16 protein-coding genes are annotated in these 15878 nt (G+C 71.1%); 10 read left to right on the top strand and 6 right to left on the bottom strand.

What is annotated here, in order from left to right; genetic code table 11:
* Window positions 1-8: 8 nt before the first annotated feature.
* Complete coding sequence (locus tag BJP60_RS08115) at window positions 9-878, bottom strand: acyl-CoA thioesterase (protein WP_203135295.1); 870 nt, start codon at window positions 876-878, stop codon at window positions 9-11.
* Between the two features lie 39 nt (window positions 879-917).
* Between BJP60_RS08115 and BJP60_RS08110 the strand changes: the two genes are divergently transcribed.
* On the top strand, window positions 918-1583 hold the full coding sequence (locus BJP60_RS08110) for a hypothetical protein (RefSeq protein WP_203135294.1): 666 nt from the start codon (window positions 918-920) through the stop codon (window positions 1581-1583).
* Here BJP60_RS08110 and BJP60_RS08105 read toward each other — a convergent pair whose 3' ends face one another.
* The 3 genes from BJP60_RS08105 to pepN form a co-directional block, all read right to left on the bottom strand.
* Window positions 1584-2024: a globin gene (locus BJP60_RS08105; RefSeq protein ID WP_203135293.1), complete on the bottom strand. Its 441-nt coding sequence runs from the start codon at window positions 2022-2024 to the stop codon at window positions 1584-1586. It lies immediately after the preceding gene.
* Between the two features lie 25 nt (window positions 2025-2049).
* Entirely contained in the window at window positions 2050-3258 is a 1209-nt protein-coding gene (locus BJP60_RS08100; protein WP_203135292.1) for a mechanosensitive ion channel domain-containing protein, read from the bottom strand.
* 84 nt (window positions 3259-3342) lie between these two features.
* Window positions 3343-5892 (bottom strand): aminopeptidase N, encoded by a 2550-nt coding sequence (gene pepN / locus BJP60_RS08095; RefSeq protein WP_203135291.1) that lies wholly within the window; start codon window positions 5890-5892, stop codon window positions 3343-3345.
* Window positions 5893-6051: 159 nt separating this feature from the next.
* Between pepN and BJP60_RS08090 the strand changes: the two genes are divergently transcribed.
* The 4 genes from BJP60_RS08090 to BJP60_RS08075 all read left to right on the top strand — a co-directional run bounded on the left by BJP60_RS08090 (window position 6052) and on the right by BJP60_RS08075 (window position 9451).
* The gene (locus BJP60_RS08090) at window positions 6052-7302 is read left to right on the top strand and encodes a ferrochelatase (RefSeq protein ID WP_203135290.1); all 1251 of its coding nucleotides are present in this window, start codon (window positions 6052-6054) and stop codon (window positions 7300-7302) included.
* Between the two features lie 78 nt (window positions 7303-7380).
* The gene (locus BJP60_RS08085) at window positions 7381-7866 is read left to right on the top strand and encodes a ribose-5-phosphate isomerase (protein ID WP_203135289.1); all 486 of its coding nucleotides are present in this window, start codon (window positions 7381-7383) and stop codon (window positions 7864-7866) included.
* Entirely contained in the window at window positions 7866-8909 is a 1044-nt protein-coding gene (locus BJP60_RS08080) for an Fpg/Nei family DNA glycosylase (RefSeq protein WP_203135288.1), read from the top strand. Before BJP60_RS08085 ends, BJP60_RS08080 begins: the two co-directional genes overlap by 1 nt.
* The gene (locus BJP60_RS08075; protein ID WP_203135287.1) at window positions 8888-9451 is read left to right on the top strand and encodes a GNAT family N-acetyltransferase; all 564 of its coding nucleotides are present in this window, start codon (window positions 8888-8890) and stop codon (window positions 9449-9451) included. Before BJP60_RS08080 ends, BJP60_RS08075 begins: the two co-directional genes overlap by 22 nt.
* Window positions 9452-9510: 59 nt before the next feature.
* On the opposite strand, the gene BJP60_RS08070 is transcribed toward BJP60_RS08075, so the two are convergent.
* Window positions 9511-10302, bottom strand: coding sequence for an SDR family NAD(P)-dependent oxidoreductase (locus BJP60_RS08070; protein WP_203135286.1), 792 nt, complete (start codon window positions 10300-10302; stop codon window positions 9511-9513).
* Window positions 10303-10380: 78 nt separating this feature from the next.
* On the opposite strand from BJP60_RS08070, the gene BJP60_RS08065 reads away from it, so the two are divergent.
* The 5 genes from BJP60_RS08065 (at window position 10381) to BJP60_RS08045 (ending at window position 15294) form a co-directional block, all read left to right on the top strand.
* A complete protein-coding gene (locus BJP60_RS08065; RefSeq protein ID WP_203135285.1) occupies window positions 10381-10899 on the top strand; it encodes a MarR family winged helix-turn-helix transcriptional regulator in 519 nt (172 codons plus the stop codon).
* A 58-nt stretch (window positions 10900-10957) separates the two neighbouring features.
* A complete protein-coding gene (locus tag BJP60_RS08060; protein ID WP_203135284.1) occupies window positions 10958-11611 on the top strand; it encodes an FMN-binding negative transcriptional regulator in 654 nt (217 codons plus the stop codon).
* Complete coding sequence (locus tag BJP60_RS08055) at window positions 11608-13125, top strand: amidohydrolase (protein ID WP_203135283.1); 1518 nt, start codon at window positions 11608-11610, stop codon at window positions 13123-13125. The genes BJP60_RS08060 and BJP60_RS08055 overlap by 4 nt, the downstream gene beginning before the upstream one ends.
* 91 nt (window positions 13126-13216) lie before the next feature.
* Window positions 13217-14605 (top strand): sensor histidine kinase, encoded by a 1389-nt coding sequence (locus BJP60_RS08050; protein WP_203135282.1) that lies wholly within the window; start codon window positions 13217-13219, stop codon window positions 14603-14605.
* Window positions 14606-14625: 20 nt separating this feature from the next.
* Complete coding sequence (locus BJP60_RS08045; protein ID WP_238439346.1) at window positions 14626-15294, top strand: response regulator transcription factor; 669 nt, start codon at window positions 14626-14628, stop codon at window positions 15292-15294.
* A gap of 54 nt (window positions 15295-15348) precedes the next feature.
* On the opposite strand, the gene BJP60_RS08040 is transcribed toward BJP60_RS08045, so the two are convergent.
* A complete protein-coding gene (locus BJP60_RS08040) occupies window positions 15349-15834 on the bottom strand; it encodes a Dps family protein (protein WP_203135280.1) in 486 nt (161 codons plus the stop codon).
* Between the last annotated feature and the right edge of the window lie 44 nt (window positions 15835-15878).

Below are 15878 nucleotides of genomic sequence, written 5' to 3'. Positions count from 1 at the left end.
CCGCGTCCCTAGGGCACCCGGAGCATGACCTCCTGCGCGACGGACGCGAGCAGCCGGCCGTCGCGGGTGTAGAGGTGCCCCTGCGCCAGTCCTCGCCCGCCGCGCGCGCTGGGCGACTCCTGGACGTACAGCAGCCACTCGTCCGCCCGCCCGAAGCGGTGCCACCAGATGGCGTGGTCGAGGCTCGCCGTGCGGATGCCGGGCGTGGCCCACGGCACGCCGTGGGCACGCAGCACCGACTCCTGGATCGTGAAGTCGGTCAGGTACGCGAGCGCCGCGCGGTGCAGCACGGGGTCGTCCCCGATGGGGCGCCGCAGGCGGGTCCAGACCGCCTGCCGCGGCTCGCGCTCGTCCACCGACAGGTAGATGTCGGTGCCGACGTGGCGCACCTCGATGGGGTTGGCGCGCAGGAGCAGCGACGCGTCCGGCCGGTCAGCCACGAGCGGCGACGGCCCGCTCAGCTCCTCCGGTCCGGGGACGTCCGGCATCGGAAGCTGGTGCTCGAGGCCCGGGTCCTCGTCCTGGAACGAGGCGATGGCGGAGAAGATCGGCTCGCCGTCCTGGAAGGCCTGGATGCGCCGACGCGAGAAGGACCGGCCGTCGTGGATGCGGTCGACGGAGAACGTGAGGGGCTTTCGCACATCGCCGGGCCGCAGGAAGTACCCGTGCAGCGAATGAGGGGCGCGCTCCGGGGGCAGCGTGCGCGAGGCGGCGACGATCGACTGGCCGAGCACCTGCCCGCCGAACACCCGGCCGCTCGGCATCGGGTGGGACGACGCGGTGAAGATGTCCTCGCTCGTGCGAGCGCCGGTCTCGCCGAGGGACAGCACGTCCAGGAGCACGTCAATCGGATCGGCAGCGGCTGCGGCGTCGGTCATCCAGCCAGTCTAGGTTTCCCGCCGCCTAGGCTTGATCCAGTGACGACCGCCCGCCTCGTGCTCGCAGACCCGCCCTCCGCCCGGGACGCGCTGACCTTCGCGCAACGCGCGGCGCGCATCGGAGACGAGGGCGTCCGCCTGCAGGCGGCCGGCGGGGTGCTCGCGATGTCCACGGCGGCGCTGGCCCCTCGTGGCCTGCTCGATCGCACGCCGACGGTGCTCGGCATGCGGATCGTCGCGGCGGATCCCGAGCTCGAGTGCGATCTCGTCGTGTCCGAGCTGTCGGCGACGGACCAGGACACGGCGCTCGCCCTTCCGGAGACGGCCCTCGCACCCGCTTGGGCGGGCGTCGCGCCGCCCCGCGGGGGCTGGGAGCCGCGCGGCGGGATCGCGGCGGCGACCCTCGCCTCGCGAGCGCAGTGGGGGATCGCGGCGGTCGCCGAGCGCGTGCCGACGGACGCCGGCGAGGACGTCGTGCGCGCGATCCGCGGGGACGTGTGGGGCGCGCCCGATGACGCGCTCCTCGGTCTGCCGCTGGGCGTGGCCTTCGCCGCCTTCTCGCTCGGCTTCATCGGGGGCGAGGAGGACGCGCGCGTCACGACATCGGGTCGCTGGACGCGCATCACGCTGCACCGCGGGCACGTGCTCTCGCGCGGTCCGGCCGCGAGCGGCCTCACCGCCGTGCGGCGCACGGGCGCCGCCTGATCAGGGCGCCGAGGTGCCGGGCGTGGGCTCGAACGTGTTGACCATCGCGTGGGCGGCGCGCTGCAAGTAGTCCCACAGCGTCTCCTCGTGCAGCGGCGCCAGGCCGAGCTCGTCGACCGCCGTGCGCATGTGCTGCAGCCAGCGGTCGCGCGCGTCGGGGTTGACGTGGAACGGCATGTGCCGCATCCGCAGCCGCGGGTGGCCACGGTTCTCGCTGTAGGTCGTCGGTCCGCCCCAGTACTGCTCGAGGAACAGCGTGAGTCGCTCCTTGGCAGGCCCGAGATCCTCCTCGGGGTACATCGGCTTGAGCACCGGATCGTCCGCGACGCCGCGGTAGAAAGCGTCGACGAGCTTCACGAACGTCTCATGGCCGCCGATCGCCTCGTAGAACGTGATCGACGGGTGCTCCCCGTGCCCCTCCGGCCGGATCCCCAGGCTCATGCGCCGGCTCCGCTCGCCGCTTCGTTCACAGGGCACGGTCCTTTCCGGGGTGGCCGCCGTCGCCGTCCGGCGCTTCACCGGGGGCGTCGGCGGACGGGGCCGTCTCATCCAGATCGCCGTCGACGATCGGCTCGTCGTCCAGGGAGTTCGCCGGGGCGTTCCGAGCGGGCGAGGTGGTGACGGGGGCGACGTCGGCGTCGGTCGTCTTCTTGCGCCGACCGAGTGGGCGCCACGACGGGCGCTCCGGGATCGGCTGCGGCTCGGTGCGTGGCGGGTTCGCGCCGCGCACGCGCAGCGCCCCGTCGGCACCGGCGAGCGTCACGGTCTCGAGCGAGGGCAGCTCGTGGCCGAGCTCGTTCACCGTCTCGCGCAGCCGCATGCGCAGCTCGTGGGCGACATCGTCCTTCGCGCTCGGCTTGGCCCGCAGCACGAGACGCACGATGAGCGTCTCGCCCGCCACCGACTCGAGGCCCCACACCTCGGGCTTGTCGATGATGCGCGAGCGCCAGCGCTTGTCCTTCGCGAGCTCGTCGGCCGTGTCGAGCAGCGCCGCCTCGACCGCGGGGACGTCCACGTCGGCCGGCAGGCCCACGTCGATCACGACGCGTGACCAGCCCTGCGACATGTTGCCGATGCGGGTGATCTCGCCGTTGCGGACGTACCAGAGCGTGCCGTTCACGTCGCGCACGTGCGTGATGCGCACGCTCACGAACTCCACGACCCCGGTCGCGAGTCCCAGATCGACGACGTCGCCGATGCCGATCTGATCCTCCGCGACGATCAGGATGCCGTTGAGCACGTCCTTCACGATGTTCTGCGCGCCGAAGCCGAGACCCGCGCCGATCGCGGCGCTGATCAGCGCGAAGGAGCCGAGCAGGTTCTCGTCGATCACGTTGATGATCAGGATGATCGCCACGATCACGACGGTCGTGTTGATGATGTTCGTCAGGATGGAGCCGAGCGTGCGCGTGCGCTGCACGAGGCGCACAGAGGCCAGCGGCGACCTGTCGAGCGCGCGAGTGTCGTCGATCCTCGCCTTGCTCTTGGCGCCTCGCACGATGCGGTCGACCACGCGGCGCACGAGCACGCGCAGCAGCCACGCGATGAGGGCGCAGACGACGATCGTGACCGCGATCCAGAGGAGCTTTCCTCCGATGATCATGAGCACATCCAGAGCTCGCTCGCCGACGGTCAGCGCCTTGTCCACCGTGTCGTCCGTGTTCGTGAATCTCATCCCCTCCAGGGTATGACGCGAGCCCCGGGCCACGTGTCGTGGCACCGGGGCTCGCTGGGGATGTTCAGGCCCTGCTGAGGAAACTCATTCCGCGTCGCGGGCCTGCGCCGCGAGCGCGCGCTCGACGCCCGCGAGGTTCTCCAGCACGATGCGGCGCAGCGCGGCGGGGGCCTCCGGGTTCGCGCTCAGCCAGGCGCGGGTCGCCTCGCGCAGCGCCGTGTCGGCGAGCGGCGCGGGGTAGAGCAGCTCGCACAGGTACTCGGCGATCTTGTAGGTCCGCGATTCCCAGACCGGCAGCAGCATGTCGAAGTAGCGGCCGACGTAGTCCTCCAGCAGCGCGCGTCCGGCAGGGTGCACGAAGCCGAGCGCCGCGGAGCGCACGATCGTGTTCGGCAGGGTGTCCTGGTGGATCAGCGATGCCCACGCCGCCTCCTTGGCGGCCGCGGTCGGGATCGCGGCGCGTGCCTGCGCGGCGAACTCTCCGCCCTTGGCGGTGTTGTCGGCGTCGAGCGCCTCGTCGATCGCGGCCTCGTCGGCTGCACCGCTCGCCGCGAGGGAGACGAGGAGCTGCCACGACAGATCCGTGTCGATCGCGAGGCCGTCCAGCGCGAGCTCGCCCGCGCGCAGCCGGCGCACGGTGTCCGCGTGCGCGGGCGTCGCGGATGCCGACGCGAACGCCGTGACGAACTGCAGCTGCGCGTCGCTGCCGGCCTCGGCCCCCTGCGCGAGCTCCCAGAGCCCGTCGGCGACGTGCCGGCGAACGGCGTCGCGCCGCTCCGGCGCGACGTACGCGTTCGCCGCGAGCTGCAGCTGGGCGAGCGTCGTGCGGATCGTCGTCGACTCGGTCTCGCGTCCGATGTTGCGCAGCACGAGCTCGACGTAGTCGCTCGCGGCCGACTCGGCGTCGCGGGTCTGGTCCCACGCCGCACCCCACACGAGAGAGCGGGCGAGCGGATCCGCGATGTCCGCGAGGTGCTCGATCGCGGTCGCGAGCGATCGGTCGTCGAGGCGGATCTTCGCGTAGGCGAGGTCCTGATCGTTCAGCAGCACGAGGTCGGGGCGCCGCGTGCCCTTCAGCTGCGGCACCTCGGTGAGGTCGCCGTCCACGTCCAGCTCGACGCTGTGCGTGCGCACGAGAGCGCCGTCCGTCAGGTTGTAGAAGCCGATGCCCAGGCGGTGGGGCCGGATCGTGGGGTAGTCGGCCGGCGCCGTCTGCGTGATCGCGAAGCGCGAGATCGTGCCGTCGCCGGATTCGTCGATGACCGGCGAGAGGGTGTTGACGCCCGCCGTCTCCAGCCACTTCTTGGACCAGCCCGACAGGTCGCGGCCGCTCGTGCGCTCGAGCTCGACGAGCAGGTCGCTCAGCTCGGTGTTGGAGAACGCGTGCTTGCGGAAGTACGCGCCCACGCCGGAGAAGAACGCGTCGATGCCCACCCACGCGGCGAGCTGCTTGAGCACCGAGCCGCCCTTGGCGTAGGTGATGCCGTCGAAGTTGACCTGCACGTCCTCCAGGTCGTTGATCTCGGCGACGACGGGATGCGTCGAGGGCAGCTGGTCCTGGCGGTAGGCCCAGGTCTTCTCCATGGCGTTGAAGGTCGTCCACGCCTCGGTCCACTCGGTGGCCTCGGCGGTCGCGATGGTCGACGCCCACTCGGCGAACGACTCGTTGAGCCACAGGTCGTTCCACCAGCGCATCGTCACGAGGTCGCCGAACCACATGTGCGCGAGCTCGTGCAGGATCGTCACGACGCGACGCTCCTTCATCGCGTCCGTCACCTTGCTGCGGAACACGTACGACTCGGTGAACGTCACCGCGCCCGCGTTCTCCATGGCGCCGGCGTTGAACTCCGGCACGAACAGCTGGTCGTACTTCTCGAACGGGTAGGGGTAGCCGAACTTCTCCTCGAAGTAGGCGAAGCCCTGACGGGTCTTCTCGAAGATGTAGTCGGCGTCCATGTACTGCCACAGGCTCTGCCGCGCGAACACGCCGAGCGGGATGACGCGACCCTCCGAGTTCGTCAGCTCGGAGCGGGTCTCCTCGTAGGGGCCGGCGATGAGCGCCGTGATGTAGGACGAGATCCGCTGGGTGGGCGCGAAGCCCCAGGTGGCCGTCTTGGCGTCGTCGTGCGTGATGGGCTCGGGCGTGGGCGCGTTCGAGACCACCTTCCAGTTCGCCGGTGCCGTCACCGTGAACTGGAACGTCGCCTTGAGATCGGGCTGCTCGAACACCGCGAACATGCGGCGCGAGTCCGGAACCTCGAACTGCGAGTAGAGATAGACCTCGCCGTCGACGGGATCGACGAAGCGGTGCAGTCCCTCGCCCGTGTTCGTGTAGAGGCAGTCCGCATCGACGACCAGCTCGTTCTCGGCCTCGAGACCGTCGAGCTGGATACGCGAGTCGTGGAACACGACGGCCGGGTCCAGCTCGCGCCCGTTGAGCGTGATCTCTCGCACCTCGCGCGCGATCAGGTCGATGAACGTGGAAGCGCCCGGGGTCCCTGCGAAGCGGACGACGCTGCGCGAGCCGAACACCTCCGCGCCCTTGGTGAGGTCGAGAGCGACCTCGTAGGAGCGGGTGTCGACGACGGCGCGACGCTCGTGCGCTTCGATGCGGGTGAGGTTCTCTCCAGGCACTGCTGAGCTCCCGTGGGGTATGGGTCGGAGGACGCGCCGGGTGCGGGTGACGCCGGCGACAACTCGTCAAGACTACGTCGTCCCTCAGACGAGGCTCGGAAATCCGTCCGAGCGGTCGGGTGCCGCTGGTGTCGTCCCGACTTCTACAGAGGTGCGAAAATGGAGGACGTGAACGAGCAGCGCGACGACAACCAGACTTCCGGATCGACCCCGGTCACCGCAACGCTGGAGCGCCCCGGACCGCTGTTCGCATCGAAGGCCGCGTCGTCCGGAGCGCCCTTCATCGAGACGCCTGTCGCCTATGACGCGATTCTGCTGGCGAGCTTCGGAGGCCCGGAGGGGCAGGACGACGTTATCCCGTTCCTCCGCAACGTCACGCGGGGCCGCGGCATCCCCGACGAGCGCCTTGAAGAGGTGGCGACGCATTACCGCCACTTCCACGGTGTGAGCCCCATCAACGAACAGAATCGCGAGCTCAAGGCCGCACTCGAGGCCGAGGTCGCGCGACGCGGACTGGATCTGCCGATCTACTGGGGCAACCGCAACTGGGACCCGTTCCTGGAGGACGCGGTGCGCGAGGCGCACGCCGACGGACACCGGACGCTGCTCGCGATCGCGACCAGCGCGTACAGCTCCTACTCGAGTGACCGCCAGTACCGCGAGGACTTCGCGCGCGTACTGACGGACACGGGTCTCGGCGAGGGGGACGATCCCGTCACCATCGACAAGGTGCGTCTCTTCTTCGACCACCCGGGATTCGTCGAGCCGTTCTACGAGGGCGTGCGCGATGCGGTCGCCGCCTTCCTGGCCGACGGCGTCGAGGCGTCCGCGGTCCGCGTCCTGTTCTCGACCCACAGCATCCCGACGGCCGACGCCGAGCGCTCGGGTCCGCGCGACGTCGAGTGGGGCGAGGGCGGCGCGTATGCCGCGCAGCACCGCGCGGTCGCCGCGCACATCATGGAGCGTCTCGCCGAGGAGCTTCCCGAGACGGGCGGGTCGAGCTGGAGCCTCGTCTACCAGTCCCGCTCCGGCCCTGCCTCGCAGCCGTGGCTCGAGCCCGACATCAACGACGAGATCGCCGAGCTGCCCGCGCAGGGTGTGAAGGCCGTCGCGATCGTGCCGCTCGGTTTCATCAGCGACCACATGGAGGTCCTCTGGGACCTGGACAACGAGGCGATCCAGTCGGCGACCGACGCGGGCCTGCGGGCGGTGCGCACCCAGACGCCGGGCGTGCACCCCGCCTTCGTCGCGGGCCTGATCGACCTCGTCGAGGAGCGACTGAACGGCACCCCCGCAGCCGAGCGGCCCGCGCTCACGGAGCTCGGCCCCTGGTACGACATCTCGCGCCCCGGTGACAGCGAGAACGTCCGGCTCGGCTTCAAGCCCGCGGCCGCGGGCATCCTGCCCTAGTGGGCCGCGACGTCGCACCGCCAGGCGACCGGAACGGCGTCGGCGCGGCGCGACACCCGAGAATCTAGGATCGAGTCCATGCGCATCCACATCGCGACCGACCACGCCGGCCTCGAGTTCTCGACCCAGCTGCAGCACCACCTGGCCGAGCAGGGGCATGAGGTCGTCGATCACGGACCGATCGAGTACGACCCGGTCGACGACTACCCGGCCTTCTGCATCCGGGCGGCGCAGGCGGTCGTCGCGGATCAGCGAGCGGGCGTGCCGGCGCTCGGCATCGTGTTCGGCGGCTCGGGCAACGGGGAGCAGATCGCGGCGAACAAGGTCGAGGGCGTGCGCGCCGCGCTCGTGTGGAGCATCGCGACGGCCGAGCTCGCGCGCGAGCACAACGACGCGAACGTGATCGCGATCGGCGCGCGTCAGCACTCCTTCGAGGAGGTCGTGAGCTTCATCGACCGGTTCGTCGAGACGCCGTTCTCCCACGATGAGCGGCATGTGCGCCGCATCGGCCAGATCGCGGCGTACGAGCAGGACGGCTCGCTCCAGCCCGACCCGCGCGCCTGATGCCCGAGGGTCATTCCGTCCACCGCATCGCGCGCCAGTTCGCGCGCAACTTCGTCGGTCGCACCGTCGAGGCCTCCAGCCCGCAGGGGCGCTTCGCCGACGGCGCCGCCGTCCTGAGCGGCCGCACGCCGACCACGGCGCGCGCCGTTGGAAAGCAGATGTTCCTCGAGTTCGACGGGGAGATCTGGCTGCGCGTGCACCTCGGGCTCTACGGCGCGTGGGACTTCGCGGGCGAGATCCTCGTCGACTCGACGATCGCATCGGCGAACGGCCGGATGGGACAGACGAACCAGCGCGGCACGGATCTCGCGACGCCCGCAGACGTGCCGGTGTTCGACGACGCGGGAGAGAACTCGCTCACCTCGATCGGGGCTCCGCGCAAGACGCGCGTGCACGTCCGGATGTCGGAGCAGACCAAGTCCCTGGAGCCCTCCGCAGGCGGCGGAGCGGACGACACCGCCGCGCCTGACGCGGAATGGCCGCCGCCGGTCGTGGGTCAGGTGCGGCTGCGCCTCCTGACCGACGTGACGTGCGCCGATCTCCGAGGCCCGACGGCGTGCGCGATCGAAACGCCCGAGCAGGTCGCCGCCGTGATCGCACGGCTCGGTCCGGATCCGCTCGTGGGGGATCCCGCCGAGAACGAGGAGCGCTTCGTCGCCGCCGTGCGGGCGCGCAACGTTGCGATCGGTCAGCTGCTCATGGACCAGTCGGTCGTGAGCGGCATCGGCAACGTGTACCGCGCCGAGATGCTGTTCCGCGCGAACCTCGATCCGCACACGCCCGGGAAGGCGATCCCGGAGGAGGTCGTGCGCGGGATGTGGCGCGACTGGGTCGAGCTGCTGCGCATCGGCGTCGAGACCGGTCAGATGATGACGATGGACGGCCTCGAGGGTGAGGCCTGGCGCAAGGCGATGGCGCATCGCGACGACCGGCACTGGGTCTACCACCGCGCCGGTCTGCCGTGCCGGGTCTGCGGCACGGAGATCGTTCTGGAGGAGATGCAGGCGCGCAAGCTGTACTGGTGCCCGAATTGTCAGCGCTGACCGAGCCGCTTGTGGTCGGCGAACTGGTGCTCACGCCCGTCGCACGCGACGACCTTCCCGAGCTGCACCGGCTCCATGCCGATCCCGCCGTGTGGCGGCACCTGCCGTCCGGTCGTCACCGCACCCTCGTGCGCTCGCGCGAGATGCTCGAGCACTACATCGACGACTGGCAGCACGGTCTCGGCTACTGGACGGTGCGGCTGCGGACCTCCGGCGACTTCGTGGGCATCGGCGGGTGCCGCCTGCGCGAGAGCGCGGCGTGGAACATCTACTACCGCCTCGAGCCGGGCTACCAGGGCCGCGGCTTCGCGACCGCGATCGCGCGCGCCGGCATGGGCGCGGCGACGCACGTGGATCCGGACATTCCCATCAGCGCGGTCCTGCTCGAGCACAATCTCGCCTCGAAGGCCGTCGCGGAGAAGCTCGGGCTGTCGCTCGTGTGGCGCGGGCCGGACGAGGGGAACCCGGATCCGGACGCCATCCGCCTCGTCTACGCCGACCGCGACGTGACCACGGAGCAGCTCGACGTGCTGCGTTCCTAGCGAACCGAGCGGCCGTGCGCCGGCACCGTGCCCGCGCGACGGGTGATCCCCGTCCGGGTCTAGAGGACGGTGGTCAGCGTTCCTCCGTCGGCCCGGAGCGCCGCGCCGTTCGTCGCGGAGGACAGGGGGCTCGACAGGTAGAGAGTCAGGTTCGCGATCTCCGCCGGGTCGATGAAGCGCTCGAGCAGCGACGTGCGGTTCGACGCGACGATCGCGTGCCTGAGGTCGTCCGGGTCGATCGACTGCGCGTGCGCGATCCGCTCGATGGCTCCGGCGACACCGTCGGAATAGGTGGGGCCGCCGAGCACGCTGTTCACCGTCACGCTCGTCCCGCGGGTGAGCTTCGCGAGACCGTTCGCGAGCGCGAGCATCGCCGCCTTGGTGGCGCCGTAATGGATCATGTCCGACGGGACGTTCACGCCCGACTCGCTGGAGACGAAGACGATCCGGCCCCAGCCCCTCTCGCGCATCCCGCCGAGGACGTGACGCGAGAGGCGGACGCCGCTCATCAGGTTGACGTCGAAGTAGCGCCGCCATTCGGCATCGCTGATGTCCTCGAAATCCGCTACCTCGAAGACGCCGACGTTGTTGACGAGGATGTCGACGTCGCCGAGCTCCTGCAGAAGGTGAGCGATCTGCTCCGGATCCTCGAAGTCGGCGGCGATGCCCGACACATCGCTCCCGGGTGCGCCGGCCTCCAGTGCGGACACGGCGCTCTGCACCCGCTGCGGATCACGACCGTTGATCACCACCGAGGCGCCCTCGCGCAGCAGGGCTTCCGCGATGGCGAACCCGATTCCCTGGGTCGATCCGCTGATGAATGCGCGCTTGCCGTGCAGCTTCAGATCCATGGCTTCCGTGACCTCCGATAGTGAGTCGATAACTTGCCTGAGCAAGTAAAGCACGAATGCCGGAGGTAGGATCGGAGCGTGGAGGATGCGGTGGCGGCGGGCGAGCTGGAGGGCGAGGAGCTCGAGACGTGGGCGGCGCTGGCGACCGTGCTGGAATGGCTGCCGGTCGCGCTCGACGCGCAGCTCCAGGCGGATGCCGGCATCACGCACTTCGAATACGGCGTGCTATACGCGCTTGCGCAGGCATCCGAGGGGACCCTGAGGATGAGCGTGCTCGCCGGCTACGCGAACGGCACGCTGTCACGTCTGTCCCGGGCGGTGACGCGTCTCGAACGGCGCGGCTGGGTGCGCCGGGCGCCGGATCCCGCCGACGGCAGGGCGACGCTCGCGATCCTCACGGAGGAGGGACGCGAGATGGTGCGGATGGCGACGCCCGGGCATGTCGACACGGTCCGCCGCCTCGTGCTCGATCGGCTCAGCCGGTCGCAGGCCAGGCAGCTCAGGGCGATCACGGGCCGCCTCACGCAGGGGATCGAGGAAGACGGAGCACACGAGGCCGGGGTCGTCGCGCGACGCTGGGAGCCCTCGGCGGACTGAGACCGTCCGACCGCCGGCGACGGCGGGCGCGGACCCGGGTGGCCGTACGATCGGATCCATGCGTCAGAACCCCAGCTTCGCGCTCACGGACGTCGCCGAGCTGCGCCGGCTGATCGACCGGAACCCGTGGGTCACGCTCGTGAGCGCGACACCGGAAGGCCTCACGGCGTCGCACTACGCGGTCCTGCTCGACGAGACGCGCGAGGATCTCACGATCGTGGGCCATGTCGGCCGACCGGACGACGCGATCCACGGCCTGGGGGAGCGCGAGCTGCTCGTCGTCGTGCAGGGCCCGCACGGATACATCTCGCCGAACTGGTACGGGGACGGCCCCGCCGTGCCGACCTGGAACTTCGTCTCCGCCCACCTCAGCGGCGTGCCGGAGGTGCTCAGCCCCGAGGAGAACCTCGCCGTGCTGGATCGCCTCGTCACCCGATTCGAGTCGCGCCTGCCGGATCCCCGCCTGATGTGGGAGCGTCCGAACGACGCGGACTTCGTCACGAAGCTCGAGCGCGGCACGGTGGGGTTCCGCCTCACGCCCACGAAGGTCGTCGCCAAGCGCAAGCTGAGCCAGAACCGCCCCGACGAGGTCGTCGAGACGATCATCTCCCAGCTGGCGGCAGACGGGCCGTTCGGCAATCCCGCCCTCGCGGCCGAGATGCGCCGTTCCCAGGATGCTCGCGCCGCGGCGCGTGCGGGGGTCACGGGATGACCGCGCGAGGCGAGCACGTCGACGTCATCGCGGATGTCCGGATCAGCGGCGAGGGGCGAGAGCTCCTTCCGTTCGCGGGCGTGGACGGCGAGGCGCTGTACGACGTGATCATCGAGGGCGACGTGATCGCCGACATCGCGCCCGCCCGCGCTCTGGGGCGGCGCGGCACGGTGCTCGATGCGGCCGGCGGGTGGCTCATTCCCGGCTTGTGGGACCACCATGTGCACGTCCTGCAGTGGGCCCTGGGCGTCGAACGCTTCTCGGTGCGGCAGGCATCCTCGGCGGCAGAGACCGCCGCCCTTGCCGCCCGGGCACCCGTGCGATCCGACGGCAGGCGGATCGCGGTGGACATGCGCGACGCGCTGTGGGCCGAGCCGGCGACCGTCGAGCTTCTCGACGCGGCGACGGGAGACGCGCCCACCTACATCCTGAACCTCGACCTGCACTCGGCCTGGCTCAACTCCGCCGCGCTGCGCCGCGAGGGGCTCGTGTCGGACGCGAGCGGGTTCGTGCGCGAGGAGGCCGCCTTCGCCGTCGCGCGCGTCCTGAACGACGTCCCCGCCGCCGACGCCGACGCGGCCGTCGACCGCGCGGCGCGTGCCGCCGCCGCGCGCGGGCTCGTGGGCTACGTCGACCTCGACATGACGTGGAACGAGGACGCGTGGCAGCGACGTGTCGCGGCCGGCTTCGACGCGCTGCGCGTCGACTTCGGCATCTACCCGCAGCACCTGGATCGCGCGATCGCACTGGGGCTGCAGTCGGGCGACCCGTTGCGGGACGCCGGCACCGATCTCGTCCGGGTCGGGCCGCTCAAGGTCATCACCGACGGGTCGCTCGGCACGCGCACGGCGGCGTGCTCGCACGGCTACGGCGATGATCCGCACAATCACGGCATGCTGACGGTCGCGCCCGAGGAGCTCGCGGAGCTCATGACGGCCGCCACGGGCGCGGGCATCGGCTGCGCGATCCACGCGATCGGCGACGTCGCGAACTCCCACGCGCTGGACGCGTTCGCGTCCACCGGCGCGGTCGGGCGCATCGAGCACGCCCAGCTCGTGCGGCACGCCGATCTCGCGCGGTTCGCGCGGCTCGGCGTGGGCGCGAGCGTGCAGCCGCAGCACGCGGTGGACGACCGCGACCTGACCGACGAGCTGTGGGCCTCGCAGACCGCCCTGGCCTTCCCGCTGCGGTCGCTGCACGACGCAGGCGCGAACGTGCTGCTCGGGTCGGACGCCCCGGTGGCGCCGCTCGACCCGTGGGTCTCGATGGCCGCGGCCGTGTTCCGCTCGCACGACGAGCGCCCCGCGTGGCGCGCGGAAGAGCGGCTCGACGCCGAGACGGCACTTGCCGCGTCGACCTACGGCGGATCGCTGCACGGCTCTCGCATCGAACCCGGCGCCTTCGCCGATCTCGCGCTCGTCGCGCGCGATCCGCTGACCGCCGACGAGCACGCGCTGCGCACGATGGCGGTGCACGCGACGACGATCGGCGGCCGGATCACGCACCTGGCCTGAGACGGGGGATAACCCCCGGCTCGGTCCGGTCGCGGACCGGATGCCCGCCGCGCCGCTCGCTCGCGAGGCTGGATGCATGTATGAGGAGACGATGACCGCCCAACGCCCCCCGTCCGCGCCCGCGGCGCTGACGGCCCCGCGCCCGGATCCGGGGTGGGGATACGGATCGCTGTGGACCCGGGTGCCGGGGACGGCGCTGTACGCGATCGTGCACTTCGCGATCGCCACGCTGTCGATCTCGCTGCTGTCCGCGCTCTTCTTCGCGGGCGTGGGCACGATCGTCATCGTGATCGGGCTGCCGCTCATCGTGCTGTCGCTTCTCGTCGCGCGCGGGTTCGGCGTCGCCGACCGCTACCTGCTGCTGCTGACCGGCCTGCCGTTCATCCGCGAGCCCGAGTGGGACCGCGACCGCACGCCGCGCGGCGGATTCTGGGGGCGCCTCACGCTTCCCGTTCGCAATCCCCATTACTGGACTTCGCTGCTCCACGGCACGCTCGTGTCGATCGTCCTCGCGACCCTGAGTTTCGCGTTCGTGGTCGCATGGCTGAGCGTGGGGCTCGGCGGCGTGACGTACTGGTTCTGGTCGATCTTCATCCCAGACAACGACAGCGGCGAGTGGGGGCGTTATGTGGCCGACTTCCTGCCGTGGCTGTTCGGCGGCTGGTCGCCCGCCGTCGTGGAGGGGGTGCTGACCTTCGTCGCGGGGGTGATCTTCACTGCGACGATGCCGTGGGTGTTCGGCGCGCTCGCGCGAGTGCATCACGGTGCGGCGAGCGCGCTCGTCGGTCGCTGGCCCTCGGACGACCTTGCCGTCGAGCTGCGCGCGGAGGCTGCTGCGCGCGGGGCGGCCGTGCGCGCAGAGGATGCCGGGCTGCGTCGCCTCGAGCGCGACCTGCACGACGGACCGCAGCAGCGCCTGGTGCGACTGCAGTTCGACCTGGCGGCGCTCGAGCGCCGCGCGGCGGCGGGCGACGGGGAAGCGGCGGCCCAGCTCGCGCGTGAGGCGCGGGCCCACGCGCAGGGCGCGCTCGACGAGCTGCGCGCGCTCTCATCCGGTGTGGCGCCGCCGCTGCTGCAGGATCGCGGCCTGACGGCCGCGCTGCACGGCCTCGGCGCGACGAGCCCGCTGGAGGTGCGCGTCGAGGTGGCCCCCGGGCTGGACGCGAGCGTGCCCTCCGACATCGCCCGCAACGCCTACTTCGTCGCCGCCGAGCTGCTCACGAACGCCGCCAAGCACTCCGGCGCGCGCGCCATCACGATGCGGGCGTGGATGCGGCCCGCCACGGAGAGCGAGCCCTCCGCGCTGGAGCTGTGGGTCGTCGACGACGGGCGCGGCGGCGCGGTGGCCGCCCCGGGTCACGGACTGGAGGGGCTCGCGCACCGGCTCGCCGGCCTGCGCGGAACGCTTTCGGTGGACAGCCCGGCGGGAGGCCCCACGCGGATCGGCGCGCACATCCCGCTCGTCGTTCCTGCCGGGTGATTGCTCCGTATCCTGAACGCGTGACCGATGCCCCTCCTGCCGAGCCCCTCCGCGTCATCCTGGTCGAGGACTCGCTGCTGCTGCGGGAGGGGCTCATCCGCCTCTTCGACGAGGCGGGGTACATCGCGGCCGGCGCGTACGGCGATGCCGCCGACATCGTTGATCGCGCACGGAGGGCGAAGGCGGATGTCGCGATCCTGGACGTCCGTCTGCCGCCCTCCTTCCGTGACGAGGGCGTGCGCGCGGCGCTCGCGCTGAGAGAGGCGCTGCCGGGGCTCGGCATCCTCGTGCTGAGCCAGTACGTCGAGGGCGTCTATGCGCGCGAGCTGCTCGCGGGCGGGGCCGGGGGAGTCGGCTACCTGCTCAAGGATCGCGTGACCTCTCTCGAGGACTTCACGGATGCGGTCGCGCGGGTGCGTGCAGGAGGAACGGTGCTGGATCCGCTCGTGGTGAGCCAGCTGCTGGCGTCGCCGCCGGATCCGGTCGCGTCGCTCACACCGCGCGAGCGCGATGTGCTGGAGCTCATGGCGCAGGGCCGCTCGAACGGGACGATCGCTCAGAGCCTGTTCATCGGCGTCGGAGCCGTCGAGAAGAACGTGAGCGGGATCTTCGCCAAGCTCGGGCTGGAGGAGTCGCCGTCCGACCATCGTCGGGTGCTGGCGGTGCTGCGGTACCTGCAGCGCGCGTGAACGACGAACGCCCCGGCGGGTGCCGGGGCGTTCGAGGTCATTCGGGGCGGAGGGTCACTCCGCGATGTGCGCGACGAGGAACCAGCGGTCCTTCTCGAGGCCCTGCTTGATGCTGATCGCGATGTCCTGGCTGGTCAGGTCGATCTCGTCGAGGCCCTCGATCGCGGCCTGCAGGTCGACGAGGATCTTGTCGATGTCGGCGACCACCGCGCGGATCGTGTCGGTCGACTGCGAGAACCCGGCCGAGACGGCCGTGTCGGCGCCCTTCTGGGCGACGGTCTGGATGCGGGCGTCGACGGGCAGGCCCAGGGCGACGATGCGCTCGGCGGCGTCGTCGGCCCAGCCGCCCGCGTGCTCGACGAGCGTGTCGAGGAACTCGTGCACGCCGATGAAGTTGGCTCCGCGGACGTGCCAGTGCGCCTGCTTGCCGTTGACGGTCAGCGCCTGCAGACCCAGCACGACGGGGGAGAGGAACTGCGAAGCGCCCGCGGCGACGGTGGGGTCGGCGGCGGTGGTGGCGATGGTCTGGTTGCTGCTCATTGCTTTCCCTCCGAGTTGTGTCGGCCGAAATGCGTTGGATTCGA

It is taken from the genome of Microbacterium sp. JZ31 (genome assembly GCF_016805985.1).
Taxonomy (GTDB): Bacteria; Actinomycetota; Actinomycetes; order Actinomycetales; family Microbacteriaceae; genus Microbacterium.
The sequence above is the reverse complement of the archived record's forward strand: the minus strand, read 5'-3'. Positions and strand labels throughout refer to the sequence as shown.